This window comes from Paenibacillus sp. 1A_MP2, assembly GCF_052244825.1.
Lineage (GTDB): Bacteria > Bacillota > Bacilli > Paenibacillales > Paenibacillaceae > Paenibacillus > Paenibacillus vandeheii.
The window spans coordinates 75216-91542 of the sequence record NZ_JBQQCS010000005.1; the positions used below are offsets into that span (position 1 = coordinate 75216).

Sequence of the window (16327 nt, forward strand, 5' to 3'; positions counted from 1 at the left end):
ATAGTAATTATTACGATTAAATCATATTCGAATAACTATTTTTTGTCAAACTGCAGCAGCACATCTAGAAACATACAACCAATCTCCATTTAGAATTTAACAAAAATTGATTTAGGGGATGGCTACACGATTTAGGAGGAGAAACGGATGTATAAGCTTGACATAAACAGATAAAACAGATTATGTTTGATTAATAGTAAATATTACGATTAAAACTCTGGAAACATGGAATCTGTATCTATAATCTATCCCTAATTCAATGGATAAGGAGCGAATGTCATGGAGTATACATACGAGAAGCTAATTGATGATATGTCTTCTCGAGGAGTAAAACTTACAACTCAGCGAAAACTAATCGCTGAGGCTATAATAAATTTCCATAAGAACATTTCACCGCGCCAAATTCATGACTATCTATCAAAATATATCCCAGGGGTCAGTTATGATACCGTATATAGAAATCTTAGATTAATGGTGAAAATCAGTGTTCTTGAAGAATACCATATGATATCAGGAGTGCGGTTTGCGTTGAAATCTAACCATATTAACATGACCTATTATTTTATTTGTACAGATTGCCGACGAACTTTCCAAAACGAATTCACTCCGAATCATGAACAGGTTCATCCACCAGAGGCAGTTCATGTGTTATCTCGTAGCATGGAAATACATGGAGTATGTAAAGAATGTGTTTAAGAGTTTGAACGAAATAACCATACAAGATATTAGAATAAATACCGTCAGTACTGGTTGCTGACGTTTTGTTACCAATACATCCAACTAGATCGGGGTGGGAAACTGAATGATATCCATCACAGATAAAATTAATTTACTAGAGCTTGATATGTTTTTTTTGGGCAAACATAGAACTATCCATCCTATACTGATCCATGATGGCAATTCGAAGATACTTATTGATGCAGGATTACCACATCAGTTCGAACAAATGGAAAATGAATTGCTTAATGCAGGGATTTCGGCCGCTCAGCTCACTCATATATTAATTACACATCAGGATTTGGATCATATCGGTTGTCTCCCTGCGTTATCCGCGGTAAATTCCTCTGTTAGTATCTGTGCACATAGTTTAGATGCTCCATATATCCGTGGCGACGAAAAGTTGATTAAGGATAACATCGTTCCCTGGCAGTCCGAACTGAATGCTTTACCCTCTAGCAGAGTGGATCAGCTACTATCTGATCACGAAAAGATGAACATAGGAGGTGGAATTAAGGTAATTCACACACCTGGTCATACGAATGGACATGTGAGTTTCCTACTGGAAGAAACCGGTCAACTCGTAGTTGGTGATGCACTCTTTTATATTGAAGGACAGTTGATCATTCCTGGGCATGACCTAACTGTAAACGTACAGGAAGCAATTTACTCTCTCGAAAAATTACTTACCTATGAATTTGATGAGCTGCTTTGTTACCATGGCGGCATTTGTCCCGATGGAAAGAATCAGATTGAAAACTTACTTAACTCTCTTGATTGATAAAGTTAATGAAGCAAGTATCAATACACTTTGATTTGTTAGCAGCAATCGTTTCCCGTTCTGGTTATTGTATTGACATATAAACTAAACAACGATATAGTCTTATTTAATCGTAATTATTACGATTAAATAAGACTATATTTGTCTGCATCATTAATAATAGGCACAGGTGATACCCTATGGATCAGAGCTTGCTCAGGGGCATGTATTGATAATCCTCTGCCTTCGCTTGTGGAAGCAGTTTAATACGAAATCTGAATACAAATAAACATTCAAAAGGAGATGTATCTGAATGGCCAAAAAGTCAAAAGTAGTGCGTGAAAAACAACGTCAGGCGACTGTAGCCAAGTACGCAGAGTTACGCCGGGAGTTGAAAGAAAAGGGAGATTATGAGGCATTGCAAAAATTGCCACGTAATGCATCACCAACCCCCTTGAAAAACCGTTGTGAACTGACGGGACGCCCAAGAGGATATTTACGCAAATTTAAGGTATCACGGATTGTTTTCCGAGAACTGGCTCATCAAGGCCAAATTCCGGGTGTTACCAAATCAAGCTGGTAAAAAGGAAGAATCAATATGCTTACGAATGTGCTGAAGCAAGTGCCTAACAAGGAGCAATGTAAAAATGTATAAAAGTGCTAGACACGATGAGTATGTACTACCGGATAAGGCTGAGAGGCTTCGGTTATTCGGCTCAGTCGATCCGGTACAGGGAAATAAACCGGTTCGCAAAGAAGAGATGCAGGATTTGCAAAATAGTAAAAATGACTTTCTATTTGAATTGCAACAGGTTGGAATAGATAACGTGAAGTATCCTTTAGAGGTCATTTCGGCAAAGGACCCTGAGAAGTTGTCCAGTATCGGTAATTTTCGACTGACGACATCGCTGGACCGCGAATCCAAGGGGATTAACATGAGTCGTCTGATGGAGCAGCTTCAGCGTAGCCGCACTCACGGACTGAGTGATCGGATTCCGGATCTAATTACGTTAACGCAGCAGATTGCTGAACAGATGCATCAACCGAAGGCAGAGTTGAAAGTCACATACCCCTGGTTCTACGAACGGGCAGCACCCGTAACGGGGGGTTCGGGTTTAAACCATTCGCTCGCTACGGTGACTGTTATTTGGGAAGCTGGCAAGACTCCGGTTATCCGAGCCGGTCTACATATACAAATCACGACTTTGTGTCCCTGCTCGAAGGAAATCAGTGAATATAGTGCGCACAATCAGCGGGGCGTGCTCCGTATACAGGTGCAGAGTAGCCCGAGCGAAAATTTGCCAGGCTACTGGAAGGAAGAACTGTTGAATGCGGCTGAATCGAATGCAAGCAGCTGTCTCCATCCTGTTTTAAAGAGACCAGATGAGAAACGGGTTACAGAACGTGCATATGAGAACCCAAGGTTTGTTGAAGATATAGTAAGGCTGGTGGCGGCCGATTTGTACGAGAAACACTGGGTAAGCAAATTTAAGGTGGATTGCCGCAATGAGGAGTCCATTCATCAACATGATGCAGTAGCACGAATTGTGTATGATAAGTTTAAGCAACAGTAGAGTACGAAATGTCTGATGATTATATATCAAAAAACGCCGTGTAGCATATTCTGCAACGGCGTTTTTTGATGTTGAATTTATCCTTCTTTCGTGATGATATTCTTTGGATTATCTGTCGTAACATGGTCTCGTCTTAAACTCACATTATTGAGTTGGCGTAATGCTCTTTGATGTCGAAAGACAAAAACTGGGTTTTGCCGAAAAAGAAGACTGGATGTTTCGATTGCTGGTTTACTTTTATCTCATCCTTGTGATTAGGAATATGATTTTATTTTCGCTTAAAGAATTAACTTTAGACAGAGCGGATTTGAGTTTTAAGAATTGCTGAATGGATTGAAAACTTTGAAAAAAACGAACTATATACATACGCAATAATTAGGAGATTCCCCAATTCTTTTGCTATCCATTCTATTATGGTCAGTACAAAAGCGGAGATAATTACTGTTAGCCATGGATGTGCACGTCGCATATTAATGTAATAAATTACGAGGCATCCAGCCATAGGAAAGAGGCTAAGATCGAAAGGTAGAGCTGCAAAGGAGCGGTTAGTAAATTCAGGATGTAAGCGCCAGAAATATTGAAACCGACATTGTTTATAATGGAAGATGTTGCTATACCTAATGGATAAAAAATTTGGAGTATATATAGTTTTTTTCTTAAAGTATAGCAACCTACAATAAGAGGGATGACAAAACCTAAATAAACATGTTTTAGAGATGATTATGAAAGCAATAGAGAAAATAAATTAGATATTCTTGAAGTGTTGAGAACCCAGTAGTGGACCTGGAGGTTAGGTAGGAGAAAACATTTGTTAAATCAACTTTGGTAGAGAAAAGAACCGAAGGATTTAGCCTAAATACATTGCTAACATATGCTTTACAAATCAAGTTGCTGATTCAGACTTTGGAGTAGATATCTAAGTGATCTACAAACATATTGACTATATCTAGAATCAAAGTTATTCTTAATCGTAATAATTACGATTGCAGGTTGCAGCGGGAGCAATGCTGCAGATTTGATAACTACAGATAAAGGAAAAGAACTGGTATATGCTACAGCAGTAGATATTAATGATATGAATCCCCATGTGTATATAGGCTCAACGTCAGCGCAAGGGATGGTATACGAGTCATTGATTGAAAATACAGAAGATGGAATCAAGCCATTGTTGGCCGAATCCTGGAAGGTTTCCGATGATGGAAAAGTGTATACCTTCGGAGGCTTCATAGAGAGGTTAGACTATACAATTGTGGATGGTGGTTCAGCGAAAGTATTCCGCTCCGTCACAAGGGTAACCTGTAATATTGAGAAGAAAAGGAGCTACTTGCAACATGCAAGTGGTAGCATCTCCTCATGGTAGACAGTGAAAAAAAGATCATGTTACAATGAACTCAAACACTGGAAACCGGAGGGAATTTTTGTTATGCCAGAGAAAGTCACCAGCGGGCCGCGGACTAGGTGACACGCTTTTATGTTTAGACATATGCACAAAAGCCGTAATTTGTACATATGTATAAACGCCTTTTTCTTAGGCACTTGGTAGGCAACTTTTTGTGTCTGAGGACAAAAACATTGTTCCTTAAAGGACAAGAACATTGTTCCATTGTTGTTATTCTGCCCTTTCTTACAACAAAAAAACCGTTATATCATCATATCACAAGATTTAACGGTTTTAAAAATTTAATTTTTTCACATATGCTTCAATTGATTTTTGGAGTATCTTTTTATCCTCATCAGGTGTGTTGCCTCTGAGCATTAGCGCAACTGCTGGTGGTGTATAAGAACTCATTTCTTTAATGTTGAGTCGAATATTTTCATTTTGATATATGCATTCGTATTTGTTAAACAGTGTCGTCTCAGTATTTTCACCATGATGGTACTCGACGTAAGTTCCTAGCTCATCAGTTCTACATTTGAGAGCAATATTCGGAAACGCTCGGTCTCTCATTTTAATGACTTCTTTCCAAGGAGGAACACTGATCTCTTCACATCCCTTCCCTGCTATATCAAACCATGCATCGAAGAAATTTTCACTAAACTGAGTGACTAATTTTTCAAGAACCCACAATATAATTCTTCTATCAATACTATTGTGCATCTTTATTTGATAATTTATAAGTTGTGTTGTAAAGTGCTCTAGATGCTCTTCAATTAATAAAGGAGCTTTAGTAGAAATCAATTCATTATTGAAAGGATTAAATCCATAAAAACGCTCTTCCATCAATAATGATTTTCTCCAAAAAACATAAGTATATGCATAGGGGCAAATTGTTGGGAAATCAGACATGTCATCCTTTTTTCTTAGATCTATTAATTGAGTGATGCAGTCCTGATGGTTCCCAAGGAATTCTTGTAATAAACTTTCTTCTACTATTTGAAAGGCATTTGAGCAAATTTTTTGCTGTTCTTTTCGAAACAAGTTTGAATAAAGATAATCTTGTTGAATAGGTTCTATTGGATCAAAATACTTAATTTCTTCAGGCTCATTTTGAAGTAACAATGTTAAATTACAATGTTGTTCATGAACAATCCATTTCGTTTGCTGCTCGTTTACTGAATTCATGTTAAATTCAAGCCAGCTAAGTATAGACTGATTTAATTGAGGGGACTCCTTCCAATCGTTCCAATTTGAAAAACCAAGAGTAGCAAGTATATGTCCACACTTACATTGAAAAGCACTTTCCAGCTGTTTGTTAGACAATAAGAAAGGTATTGTCTGCATACATTTTGGACAGGTATCAATAAGTTTATTTTCATGAAATGCACATGTATCGAAGAGCTTAAACTGATGTAACCAAGAATGGAACCCCCCTCCATGCACTGCGGACACCACTGCAAATCATCGTGAAACCAAGGATCCCAAACGCCATAAAAATCGTAAAAAGGTGCAAGCAACTGCATAATGATGTTATCACTATGTTCTTTTAGTTTGTAATCCAGTGTTTGATGAAGTTTCTCAAGATCAAATCCGTTTAATCGCAAAAGATCACGATGAGTATCACCAATGTGCTGTTTGATTTTTTTGACTTTTTTGCTGCCAAAAACATATAAAATCTCGTTTCGATTTATTAGGTTAACTAAAGCTAATTTTTCAAATACTGACCAAGGTGATTCGTACTCATGTATCCAATCTTTCCTCCAGACAATATTCATTCCTTAACTTCCTTATGAGCCAGTGTCATATAGATCTCAGATTCAATATAACCAGTTAATTTAATGGCCTCCAACCACTGCTGTGAAGTAATCCATTCAAGTTTCTCCCCATGAGTTCCGTATATTTTCAAAGCATTTTCCACGGCATAGGTAAAGTACTCCATTGGAATTTCAAGCTTTGATGTTACACCATGCTGCTTACGAAGGTCAGTGAAATGACGATAAATAATATTAGTGTCTTTCTCTAAACGCTGTCCTTTTTCATAACCTTCCGGAAAAAAGTATTGCGTAAAGCTACAATTGCTGTTTTCGGGGTACTCCGAAATTTCAGCTGAATCGTAGCAGCGAAGTACACTTTTAATGTCTCCTTGTGATGTAATACCAAAAAAACGGTGCTCATGTGTCATAAAACGACCGATAATTTGTGATTTCCTTTGCCCAAGGAAAAAAGTCCTTCTAGTCAATAATTCTTCTTGGCCAACACAAATCACTGACATACTGATCCTTGAACGATCTAGTTGATTATAGATGTCTATTAACCATTGATAATGAGCTTCGGTTAAATTTTGGCCCTCATCCATAATTACGATGACTCTTCTTGTACCCGAAGTTTCTGCTTTCTCTTTTAGCAAGTTCACAATTTGGTTTCTCATTTCACCAGGTTTTCTACGTGCAACAAACGGGAAATTAAAATCATACAGTAGGTCAGAGTAAAACTTCTCCTCACTAGGGACCCTGTATGAGTTACTGTTGGCTATAAAAATGGGGATTGGTGATTGAAGATAATTTGGTAAATTCTCTAATGCAAACTTCAGTGCGGTTGTTTTTCCTAAACGTGGGCGCCCATATACAATCATCCCAGGTAATCGGTTCGTTACAATTTTTTTTATGTTTTCCATTAATCGAACCACTTCTTTAGTCGGGAGTTTATAGAAGCCCACTTCAATAGGGTGTGTCCCAATAGGTACAATTTGTTTATCCATGTAGATCTTCTCCTTTATTAGTACATCTTGGTTTTGAATTGTTTGGCCAGTCGATCGTAATCTTCCATTTCACTGAGCTGTTCTTTATACATTTGCTCTTGACGTACTTTATCCAACCTTTCATGTTGGAAACTAGCTTCTTCCAAAGCCTTTTTTTGTTCACTGGGTGCGTTGTCAGGCTTATACGTACTCTCCTCCATGATCTTGATCTGTTTATTAACCATTTTTTTAGATTTTTTTTGATTCATAATATAGTTAGTATAAACAAAGATCGGATCATCCCAAGTGGTTAGATGTATCAATTTCTTCCTTACTAAGGAATTGATAGCTTTTCTTGTTTGCAGAGAGTGTGGAGTTAAAGACCATCGTCCGCTTGCTGTCAAATATCCAAGTTCGCTTCCATCGGGTAGAAATGCTTTCAGTGTCCGAAGATCATCAACGTTCACATGAAGTGTAATCTCGGTATTTATCAAGTAAGCTAAATTCGCAAGTCTGTCACTTCGATAAGGAACTCCTTCGTATTCTATATACGGCTTCTTACCTGATTTTAATGATCCACGTATTGTTCGTTTTTGTATCGTTTGCATAAAGAGTATCTCCGATCTTTTATCTTCCTCTAAAATTCGTGGCATTAGCCCCGAGGTGTTCATTCTTTTCTCAAGGAGTTCTAATGGAGTTTGATGGTAGATTCCACCGTGAGGTGTCCCATTATAATTTGAGATTAATACATCAATGAGTTGTTTTAAATGATCATAAGTGATATTCAATTGAATGGCTTGTTGTTCCGGATTTTTTCTTCTCGGATCCTTTGGTCCACTTCCTGTAGTGTTAGGTAAACGGTGAAACCCGTTTTCCTCTAAAGTCTGAAAAAAACGTTCGATAATTCCTCTTCTCATGGGAAGAGCTACCGGTCCAAAATTCATGAAGCAACCGATTAAGTTCTCCAGGCGATTTTTCACCATTCGAGCATAATGGGCTTTAGCATTGTCCAAGCAAATAACATCCCATACAGCCCAGGCTATTTCCGGAAACTTCTCTGATGGGAAGCCTCCTTCTGGATGGTAGGACAATCCTGGAATCGTAAGTTCTAATCGTTTATGTGGCATTACAGCATTACGTGCGCATTGCATAAAATCACTTGCACTATATTCATGATTTAAACTAATGTGGTATCCCAAAATATTTCTGGTCGCTACATCAATAATCGTCAGAACCCAGAAACGTTCTAATACCTCAGTCATAATATCCCCATCAGGAGTAGGTATTTCGACCACAAAGTAACCATCAATTCTGTGGGCGTCGAATTGGACTTTCTGAAAGGGGAACAAGTTGGAAAGTTGATTTTGTTGTCCTTCACCAACGTGTCTCGCTTTTTGTAATGCATCGTCCCCATGTCGTTCGGCAGATCTAGAAAAATATTCATAAGAAATCCGTTTTACATACCGCTGTACTGCTTTATATCCCATCCATTCTGTATTCAAGGGGTATTCTGCTTGTGTAATTCCTTTCTTACGGCATTCATCAACGAAACGTTTATGAATGTACTTTACTTTCATGACTGGTTCTATAGAGCGTCCCTTTCTTCCACGAAAAAGGTCTTCTAAAAGCTCTCGAATATCAGGATATTTGTCTAGGAAACGATTGAACTCTCCTGTCCTTCGCAAGTTGTTCTGCTTCTTAGTGAATAAATCCAATTGATATTCTTTTACATTCTTTTGAGGAATCAATGCTCTAAATCCCCAAACAATACCTGTTTGATCATATTGCATACAACGTTTAGTGAATCTCCTAACGTTTTGACGCACTATTCCGGTTTCCTGTTTGATTTCTTCTAAGCTGACTCTTTGAAAATACATTGTCACAGCTTTTTTACGGTTAATGTATATAAAACGTTCTGATTCATCTAAAGTGCTTTCATCAACTGTAGGCCAATATTCTAAATTCGTTTGTTCCATTGCTAAGCCGCTTTGTTCATACACTCGTTCTCTACTCATTCCTATAAACCTCCAAACTCTTTCCAAAGATTTGATCTTCAATGTTCGCACAAACCTGCCCTTCATAATACAACCATTTAAGTGCTAGGTTGACCTGATCTTCTGGATACTGAGGTAATTCACAAAAAACATTTGAAATTGTTTTCTTGTGCAAAGAAACGCTATGTAGTACTTCTAAAGTACATACTGGCTTTCTACTGTTTAGTACTGCGGTCGTAATTGCGATCCTATTTTCAATGGAGTGTCTCCCCTTTCTGATTGTTTTTTCTGTACGAACTTCATAAGCTATATTGTTCTTTCTACACCACTCTCGTTGAGCCTCAATCTGACGTTTAGTTCGATCATACCTCGGCTCTGTTGAAGTTAATTCCTTTTCATATTTCACTTCGACAAACGTTTCAGAATGATCTCGATATAGAATCCACATATCAAAGATCGATTTACGCAGCCTCCCATTTAGGAGATATGATATCTCTAAAGGCTGCTCACAGTATCCAATTACTTCAGGATTTGTTTCCACAGTAAGCCAATGCTCGAATTCTAAATCACTATAGAGATCAAGAGTTCGTTTTCCTATCTTATTTCCCCGTGGAATCCAATAATTATTTCCATATTTTGTTCCTCTCGGGATCTTAATTGGCTGATATTTTATGAATCCGCCTCTGTCCATCATGATCATCCCTTCCTCGTATAGTATTTTTTGAAGGCAGTTTTGACTGAATTACCAGTTCCCTCGGGAACTGGCGACCGCCTTGTAAATTTCCAGTTTGCTCTTTGAAAATTGAATGTCACTACATTTGGGACTGGACTTTTCGGAATGCCTCTGGACAATGAATAATAGGGTTCATTTGGGGAAATTCTTTTCTCTCCTGTAGCATTGACTACTTCTGAAGTCTGTTTCCCTGGCACTCGTTTGGAACTTCTGACCCGCTGGCTGTCCCCTCTGGCAGCCCATGCCCGAACGTAGCGGTTCGGGGCAGCACATGGACCAGAGTGAGTTCTTATAGGCGAGGGTGATTGATCGGCGAGCGCGCTGGGGGCATCCCGAAAAGTCCAATTCCCCGAATCCCCCATAGAAAGGAGGAATTCCACTTGAAATTATTTGTCGGTATTGACGTAAGTAGTGACCATCTCGACACGTGCTTGATGAACATGGAAGGCGAACAGCTTGAATCCTTCCGCGTGGACAATAATTTGCCAGGTGCTCAGCATCTGCGCGACCGTATTGTAAGGATAGCCGATACGCTGCTGCCTGCCGAGATTCATATTGGCCTTGAGGCGACCTCTGTTTATAGCTGGCATCCTGCCATGTATCTGCATGAGGATGAGTCGCTTAAACAGCGGAAGACCAAGGTGTTTACCATTAATCCCAAGCTCATCAACAAGTTTAAGGCCGCCTATGCTGATCTGGATAAGACGGATCGCATTGACGCCTGGATCATTGCAGACCGCCTTCGCTTTGGCAGACTGACGACCACCATCGTCATGCAGGAGCAATATTTGGCCCTTCAGCGCCTCACACGAATGCGGTTCCATATGGTCCACAATTTGACGCGCGAGAAGCAATACTTTTTGCAAAACCTGTTCTACAAGTGCAACGCTTTTCGCTCAGAGGTCGACAGTTCTGTGTTTGGCCATGCCATCATGGAGATGCTTTCCGAGAAGTTCAGTCTCGATGAAATCGCGGGTATGGACGTAACAGATTTAGCCGATTATCTCAAAGATAAGGGGAAAAATCGCTTCCCCGATCCGGAGAACGTTGCTCGCTGTATCCAGAAGGCCGCCCGTGCCTCTTACCGCCTGTCTAAAGTGATGGAGGATTCCATTGATCTGGTGCTCGGCACATCCATTCAGACCATTCGAAGTATTCAGGCACAACTCAAGGATATGGACAAGGCGATTGCCAAGATCCTGGATGGCATAGCGGGCTCCCAATGTCTGCGCTCCATTCCGGGCATTGATCTGGTCTACGCCGCTGGCATTCTTTCTGAAATTGGCGACATTGAGCGCTTTGACGACCAGGCAGCGTTAGCCAAGTACGCCGGTCTGACGTGGCGTAAACACCAGTCTGGTTCGTTCGAAGCCGAAGAAACCAAACGCATAAAATCCGGCAACCGATTCCTTCGCTATTATCTCGTTGAAGCTGCCAACTCGGTAAAACATCGCGAACCGGAATTCGGTGAGTTCTACCGGAAGAAGTTTAGTGAAGTAACCAAGTACCAACACAAACGTGCCCTCGTCCTAACGGCAAGAAAACTCGTGCGTCTGGTCGATGTGCTGCTACGCAACGGCCAACTTTACACGCCTGGAAGGAAGGTGAATAAGGCCAGGGATTGACGACTCCATTAGCCAAATTCCTTCTGAATTCCCAGTTAAAATCTGGAATTAATTTCGATTTTCAACTGGGTCTAGTTTGCTGATGTCTTTTTTTCGGCTGCGGATGCTTTTCCTAAGGAGAATTTCCAATTCAACACATTTAGGAGCTTGACATCATACCGCTGGACTACTTGTTCTAATGTATGAACAAAAAATTAAATTCTTATACACATCTATGTATAAATGTTGTCTCTCTATGAACATACTAAATAGTAATAGAATGATAGATGGAGGAGTCTAAGATGTCTGAAAAAGAATTCTATAAATGGCTTGGAGGATGTTTACGTGATCTTCGAAAGCTGAAGAATCAAACACAAGAGGAGCTATGTCAGGAATTTCATCTTGCCCGATCTTCAATTGCTAATATTGAAAGAGGTGGGCGTGTAATTAGTGCTTATAATCTATATTTACTTCTAGAAGCGTTGAATTTGCCTCTTGAAACATTGTTTAAAAATACAATTTCAAAATGATAACCCGACCTAAGAAATTACCTCGTGAATGTATAAAACATAAGCACAGTGGGAACACAACCTGAAAAAGGACCAAAGGGTGCGTGATAATATGAAAGTACAAGAACGTAAAGATTTAGAACTAGTCTTAATCCGATTGAATGAGATGCCTCAACCCGTACAAATTTTCATAAAAAATAAGTTAGACAATAACCTTTCTCCCTCTTCTGCTTTAGAGTACGTAAGAGATTTTGGTATATTCTTTAACTGGATATCGCCAAAACTATGGCCACATGTTGAAATAAGTAAGCTGACTTTAGCTTTGTTTAATGATATAAATGCAGATCATGTAAAACAATATATGAATCACTTAACGTATTCCAAGAAATTACAACATTCCTCTATGTGCCGGAAAATTCTATCGTTACGATCCATGTTTGGGTCCCTACATCAAGAATTTGATAACGACGGCAACCCTATTTTAAGACGTAATGTTTTTGCTAGTTTTACCATGAAAAGACCTAAAAACACTAGTGAAGTCGCACATCAATTGCAGGACAAAATTCTACGTGTCAACGAAATCCCTGCATTCGTTAAGTTTGTTCAACAAGACGTGTCAAAACTAAATAATCCTCAAGCACAATGGTTTCATAACCAAAATCGAAACCGGGATGTTAGCATCATCACCTTGTTATTGGAATCTGGAATCTTAGTAAGTGATATTGTCAATCTGGATCTCAATGATATTTGCATCCAAGATGGCTACGTTATGGTGACCAGGCAACAGTCACAAGTAAGAAAGAAACATCGAATCATGTTTGGAGAAAGTGCCAAAACTTTTTTGTATGAGTACTTGAAAGTTAGAATTGGCACTTATGCCCCTAATCCTGATGAGGCGGCCTTATTTTTAGCAAAACCTAACGGAGAATCACATGGTCAACGAATTTCAAAGCGTACTATTCAGGCAATGGTTAAAAAATACGCTTCTAAATTTGGAACTTCAGAGGTTACTGTTCGCCAGCTTACTCATTCTTTTGGTTTTCAGTATGCAGAAACAAATAATATCCGCAATTTGAAACAGCAGCTAGCCCAACGAAATATTGAATCTCTTGAGAAGTACTTTATTTTGTCGAGCTTACATGAATAAATAATAGATCTATTGGGCCTTGTTCGCTTTAAGCAAGGCTTTTTTTCTATATTTAGTTTATCTGTTTTCTAATGCTTTTCTTAAGCTGCTTTAGTTGATTCAATCGATCGTGGTACTCATTCACATCCTTTACGTTTCTCTTTTCTAAGCTTACCCATGTAGCGACACTGACCTCTTGAAACTTTATAGAAATGATCAGAATTGCTTCTTGATAGTCTTTGATATGAACAATTGGAATCTTCCACTCTCCTTGATCTCTAGCTGCGTCAAACCACTTCTTTTTGATCACTTCTCGATTGGTATACATTCTTCCGTTAAACAAAATTCCATTTGCCGTTACCGTAGCAATTTCAATACCTGCTTTGAGTTTGAGTTTTTCATTCATCCTCTCCACCTCCCCTATTATTTATGTCCATTTGAAATGATATATAAACTTATCATTTTTTAAAAATAATCTATATACATTAATGTATCGAGGGTTTCGCATTGTTTAGACTAAATTAGAGGTGTAGCAATGAACGAACCTGTATTAAGATTAGTGGGACAACGTGTCCGGGAATTACGGAAAAAACAAGGATATTCGCAGGAAGAATTAGGAGAAATGGCGGGCTTCCACTTCTCCTATATTGGGGGCGTTGAGCGTGCCGAGAAAAACATAACCTTGTTAAACCTTCAAAAGATTGCAGATGCGCTCCAAGTTAGTGTCCACGAACTTTTTCATTACAGTAAGTATGTTAAAGTTGGAAACAATGACAAGGAAAAGCTATTAAACGAGATCAATGAGAAGCTCTGGCCAATGAAGTCTTCTGATCTCAAAAAGGTTAACCTGCTCTTATCTGAAATTTTTGATAACTAAACTAAAAAGCCGATGTCTTTAGACGTCGGCTTTTTATTACATATTCAATTTAAACTTCCCATCCCTTTTGGCTACGTAGATTTACCCAAGAATACCGGTTAGATTGTTGAATCATTCCCTCCATCATATTACGTTCACTTGTTAATGTCAGGAGAATATACTTTGTCCTTACATCCACTACCTTTAAGTGTTTCTGAACCTCAGTCATCGAATAGTAGCCTTTGGCTGCTAATAACTTTACTTGTTCCATATCAATCTTTCCACATCGCTGTAGTAGTTCTGTTCCTCCCCATTGAAATGCAGCGTTAGTATCGACGCATGGATCAGGTATAACTACACTTAGCTTTCCTTCAGACAGGGATATCGTGATTTGTTTGGTCTTAAGCATCTCCGTTAGAGCAGAAACACGTAAAGCATTCCATTGATCAAACAACCTAGAGTAGATCCATTTTTGTTGTTTCCAATTAGCTAATAACCCGTCTATGCCATAGTTCACCAAGTCATTTCTGTAGCTGATGTGTCCCCCATCACGTTCCTCTTGATTGATCCTCTTTGGAGTGAATTTTAAGTATGGCTTGCTGGCTAAACAGTTCTCCTGAAGTGAGTGTTGTTCCAGCTCATTTAAACTATTCCATTTAATTCGAACAGTCTTAGGGAGCACACCATGACTATCTAGTAGCTCATATAACTGATCATTATTCAAATCGTAATGTTTAGTTGCAATGAATTTGCCGACCACATTCCGCTCAGCCCACTCAAGCCGCTGTAATCCAAGAGAAGCCTGATATTCACTGATTAGTTGTCTTAGAATATTTACTTTAGCTCCAGAGAAAAACATCTCCTCGTAGTGGGGTGATTGAACAAAATGACTTATTTTATCTATGCTCACTATGTGTTTACTCCTTTTTTAAGATAGTGAATGGTATTGACGGTTCAAATTAAATTTATTCATCATCTGAGTAAAGAAAAAACAAAGAAGCTGCCTAACGGCAGCTTTCTAGGGATCTAAGCTTTACGTTTCTTTTTTTTGGAGGAATGTGCTAGACCCCACTACTTAGATCTGTTAGATGCTCTTAGTCTCTAAATAATAAGTCAAAAATGATCTTCTTAACATTATTAAAAAGTTCACTTCGTTAAATTGTGACTTTTCTTTTTAAGAATTCAAAGTATACTGTTGATTAAATTTAATCGATTTAGCAATGTTATCAAAATCTCCATAAATACTTTCGATATTTATTCCTAATAAGTTGAGTTCATTTAAAATTGCCTGATGATTCTGAATCTTAATAATAAAATCCGGTTGTATAGATTGAAAACGTAGCATTCTATGTTTATTATGTTCATCCGTTTTTGACAAATATAATTGGTAAATGAACATTCCCTTTTGATTAATAATTCTATCAAAAAGATCTGGAGGTTGATAAGTGAAGTAAACATTAAGATCCAGTTTAAGGGGCTTATCAATGTTTCTATATTGGAGCTGAAGCAAATTTATTAATAAAGCAAAAAAGACTCTTATACCCAGTTCCTCATTAGAATAATACTCTGCATTATTTAAGTGATATACTTCCCCATGAGTAATATTTTCGTCATAAATCTCATTAGCGAGAAAGTAATAAAGTTCGATAACGTCGTTTTTCCCTTTAAAATCAGTAAGTTTTTTCAGATTGTCATAATCATCCTCTAAGAATTCTTCATCCAGATCTACACTCTCAGTCAGCTCTTCGCCATCGATATCTATATTGTTTAATTCATAGCATTCGATCAGTTTGTTAATATAATTTGGCAAATCATGAGCTTGATTTGCGAACATTTTTCGTAAATTGGAAAACAACTTTAATTGAGCATCTTTAGTTTGAATTAACAATTCAAAAAAATTCTCATTCTGCAGAAGTAATGGAGTAATATCAATCAACTTTTTCTTATTAATAAGGTAGATTTCTGCTTCATTACTAGTAAGTTGGTCTTTTCCGTAACAAGCAAAGAATAGAGCGACCAAAGGAGATGTAGTGAAGTCAACCAAATTTGTAGGTAAGCCGTGATGTTGGCAAAATGCTAAAAAATATTGTTTCTCTTCTTCTGATATTTTTCTAACTACTTTACTATAGAATTGCTTTTTCATTTCCTCAATATCATAATATTTACTTGCCTCTGCGCTACCTGAATATGATCTAAAACCACTAGCTTGAATTCCGTTGTAAGCTTCGTTTTGTCCTCTGAAAATATAATTGTGAAAATCATTAGTTCTTATCAAATCCAAATATATAGAAATATTGGGTATTATGTATTCTTTAATCAAGTTAACACTTCCTCTGTAT

Annotated in this window: 16 protein-coding genes and 1 pseudogene; 9 read left to right on the forward strand and 8 right to left on the reverse strand. The window is 38.2% G+C overall.

Going from position 1 to position 16327, the window contains the following annotated elements:
* Window positions 1–279: 279 nt before the first annotated feature.
* From ACTWJ7_RS35050 to ACTWJ7_RS35070, 5 genes and pseudogenes are all read left to right on the forward strand, one after another.
* Window positions 280–696, forward strand: coding sequence for a Fur family transcriptional regulator (locus tag ACTWJ7_RS35050; RefSeq protein WP_443146594.1), 417 nt, complete (start codon window positions 280–282; stop codon window positions 694–696).
* 106 nt (window positions 697–802) lie between these two features.
* Entirely contained in the window at window positions 803–1498 is a 696-nt protein-coding gene (locus tag ACTWJ7_RS35055) for an MBL fold metallo-hydrolase (RefSeq protein WP_443146595.1), read from the forward strand.
* Window positions 1499–1790: 292 nt separating this feature from the next.
* The gene (rpsN, locus tag ACTWJ7_RS35060) at window positions 1791–2060 is read left to right on the forward strand and encodes a 30S ribosomal protein S14 (RefSeq protein WP_443146596.1); all 270 of its coding nucleotides are present in this window, start codon (window positions 1791–1793) and stop codon (window positions 2058–2060) included.
* Between the two features lie 64 nt (window positions 2061–2124).
* Complete coding sequence (gene folE2, locus ACTWJ7_RS35065) at window positions 2125–3051, forward strand: GTP cyclohydrolase FolE2 (RefSeq protein ID WP_443146597.1); 927 nt, start codon at window positions 2125–2127, stop codon at window positions 3049–3051.
* Window positions 3052–4027: 976 nt separating this feature from the next.
* A pseudogene (locus ACTWJ7_RS35070) lies at window positions 4028–4267 on the forward strand (nickel ABC transporter, nickel/metallophore periplasmic binding protein); the annotation flags it as partial.
* A gap of 456 nt (window positions 4268–4723) precedes the next feature.
* Here the strand turns inward: ACTWJ7_RS35070 and ACTWJ7_RS35075 are convergent.
* From ACTWJ7_RS35075 to ACTWJ7_RS35095, 5 genes are read right to left on the reverse strand one after another with little or no spacing between them, the layout of a single operon-like run.
* Window positions 4724–5614, reverse strand: a complete 891-nt coding sequence (locus ACTWJ7_RS35075) for a hypothetical protein (RefSeq protein ID WP_443146598.1) — start codon at window positions 5612–5614, stop codon at window positions 4724–4726.
* A gap of 32 nt (window positions 5615–5646) precedes the next feature.
* Window positions 5647–6204, reverse strand: coding sequence for a hypothetical protein (locus ACTWJ7_RS35080; protein WP_443146599.1), 558 nt, complete (start codon window positions 6202–6204; stop codon window positions 5647–5649).
* Window positions 6201–7187: an ATP-binding protein gene (locus ACTWJ7_RS35085; protein WP_024630810.1), complete on the reverse strand. Its 987-nt coding sequence runs from the start codon at window positions 7185–7187 to the stop codon at window positions 6201–6203. Before ACTWJ7_RS35085 ends, ACTWJ7_RS35080 begins: the two co-directional genes overlap by 4 nt.
* A 17-nt stretch (window positions 7188–7204) precedes the next feature.
* On the reverse strand, window positions 7205–9181 hold the full coding sequence (locus ACTWJ7_RS35090; protein WP_024630809.1) for a hypothetical protein: 1977 nt from the start codon (window positions 9179–9181) through the stop codon (window positions 7205–7207).
* Entirely contained in the window at window positions 9174–9854 is a 681-nt protein-coding gene (locus ACTWJ7_RS35095; protein ID WP_024630808.1) for a TnsA endonuclease N-terminal domain-containing protein, read from the reverse strand. The genes ACTWJ7_RS35090 and ACTWJ7_RS35095 overlap by 8 nt, the downstream gene beginning before the upstream one ends.
* Window positions 9855–10273: 419 nt before the next feature.
* Between ACTWJ7_RS35095 and ACTWJ7_RS35100 the strand changes: the two genes are divergently transcribed.
* From ACTWJ7_RS35100 to ACTWJ7_RS35110, 3 genes are all read left to right on the forward strand, one after another.
* Window positions 10274–11518, forward strand: a complete 1245-nt coding sequence (locus ACTWJ7_RS35100; RefSeq protein ID WP_443146600.1) for an IS110 family transposase — start codon at window positions 10274–10276, stop codon at window positions 11516–11518.
* A gap of 281 nt (window positions 11519–11799) precedes the next feature.
* Window positions 11800–12027: a helix-turn-helix domain-containing protein gene (locus ACTWJ7_RS35105; RefSeq protein ID WP_024630807.1), complete on the forward strand. Its 228-nt coding sequence runs from the start codon at window positions 11800–11802 to the stop codon at window positions 12025–12027.
* A gap of 91 nt (window positions 12028–12118) precedes the next feature.
* On the forward strand, window positions 12119–13153 hold the full coding sequence (locus ACTWJ7_RS35110; protein WP_024630806.1) for a tyrosine-type recombinase/integrase: 1035 nt from the start codon (window positions 12119–12121) through the stop codon (window positions 13151–13153).
* 52 nt (window positions 13154–13205) lie between these two features.
* On the opposite strand, the gene ACTWJ7_RS35115 is transcribed toward ACTWJ7_RS35110, so the two are convergent.
* On the reverse strand, window positions 13206–13538 hold the full coding sequence (locus tag ACTWJ7_RS35115; RefSeq protein WP_024630805.1) for a hypothetical protein: 333 nt from the start codon (window positions 13536–13538) through the stop codon (window positions 13206–13208).
* Window positions 13539–13667: 129 nt separating this feature from the next.
* Between ACTWJ7_RS35115 and ACTWJ7_RS35120 the strand changes: the two genes are divergently transcribed.
* On the forward strand, window positions 13668–14009 hold the full coding sequence (locus tag ACTWJ7_RS35120) for a helix-turn-helix domain-containing protein (RefSeq protein ID WP_024630804.1): 342 nt from the start codon (window positions 13668–13670) through the stop codon (window positions 14007–14009).
* Between the two features lie 49 nt (window positions 14010–14058).
* On the opposite strand, the gene ACTWJ7_RS35125 is transcribed toward ACTWJ7_RS35120, so the two are convergent.
* Window positions 14059–14898 carry a hypothetical protein gene (locus tag ACTWJ7_RS35125; protein ID WP_024630803.1) on the reverse strand — a complete coding sequence of 280 codons (840 nt, stop codon included), beginning with the start codon at window positions 14896–14898 and terminating at the stop codon, window positions 14059–14061.
* A 264-nt stretch (window positions 14899–15162) separates the two neighbouring features.
* Window positions 15163–16308 carry an FRG domain-containing protein gene (locus ACTWJ7_RS35130; protein WP_024630802.1) on the reverse strand — a complete coding sequence of 382 codons (1146 nt, stop codon included), beginning with the start codon at window positions 16306–16308 and terminating at the stop codon, window positions 15163–15165.
* Between the last annotated feature and the right edge of the window lie 19 nt (window positions 16309–16327).

What these genes read in the sequence shown, in the direction of transcription:
- ACTWJ7_RS35075 (WP_443146598.1), bottom strand. Translation starts at nt 5,614, where the DNA reads ATGAATTCAGTAAACGAGCAGCAAACGAAATGGATTGTTCATGAACAA.
- ACTWJ7_RS35050 (WP_443146594.1), top strand. Translation starts at nt 280, where the DNA reads ATGGAGTATACATACGAGAAGCTAATTGATGATATGTCTTCTCGAGGA.
- rpsN (WP_443146596.1), top strand. Translation starts at nt 1,791, where the DNA reads ATGGCCAAAAAGTCAAAAGTAGTGCGTGAAAAACAACGTCAGGCGACT.
- ACTWJ7_RS35085 (WP_024630810.1), bottom strand. Translation starts at nt 7,187, where the DNA reads ATGGATAAACAAATTGTACCTATTGGGACACACCCTATTGAAGTGGGC.
- ACTWJ7_RS35090 (WP_024630809.1), bottom strand. Translation starts at nt 9,181, where the DNA reads ATGAGTAGAGAACGAGTGTATGAACAAAGCGGCTTAGCAATGGAACAA.
- ACTWJ7_RS35080 (WP_443146599.1), bottom strand. Translation starts at nt 6,204, where the DNA reads ATGAATATTGTCTGGAGGAAAGATTGGATACATGAGTACGAATCACCT.
- ACTWJ7_RS35120 (WP_024630804.1), top strand. Translation starts at nt 13,668, where the DNA reads ATGAACGAACCTGTATTAAGATTAGTGGGACAACGTGTCCGGGAATTA.
- ACTWJ7_RS35095 (WP_024630808.1), bottom strand. Translation starts at nt 9,854, where the DNA reads ATGATGGACAGAGGCGGATTCATAAAATATCAGCCAATTAAGATCCCG.
- ACTWJ7_RS35055 (WP_443146595.1), top strand. Translation starts at nt 803, where the DNA reads ATGATATCCATCACAGATAAAATTAATTTACTAGAGCTTGATATGTTT.
- ACTWJ7_RS35105 (WP_024630807.1), top strand. Translation starts at nt 11,800, where the DNA reads ATGTCTGAAAAAGAATTCTATAAATGGCTTGGAGGATGTTTACGTGAT.
- ACTWJ7_RS35110 (WP_024630806.1), top strand. Translation starts at nt 12,119, where the DNA reads ATGAAAGTACAAGAACGTAAAGATTTAGAACTAGTCTTAATCCGATTG.
- ACTWJ7_RS35115 (WP_024630805.1), bottom strand. Translation starts at nt 13,538, where the DNA reads ATGAATGAAAAACTCAAACTCAAAGCAGGTATTGAAATTGCTACGGTA.
- folE2 (WP_443146597.1), top strand. Translation starts at nt 2,125, where the DNA reads ATGTATAAAAGTGCTAGACACGATGAGTATGTACTACCGGATAAGGCT.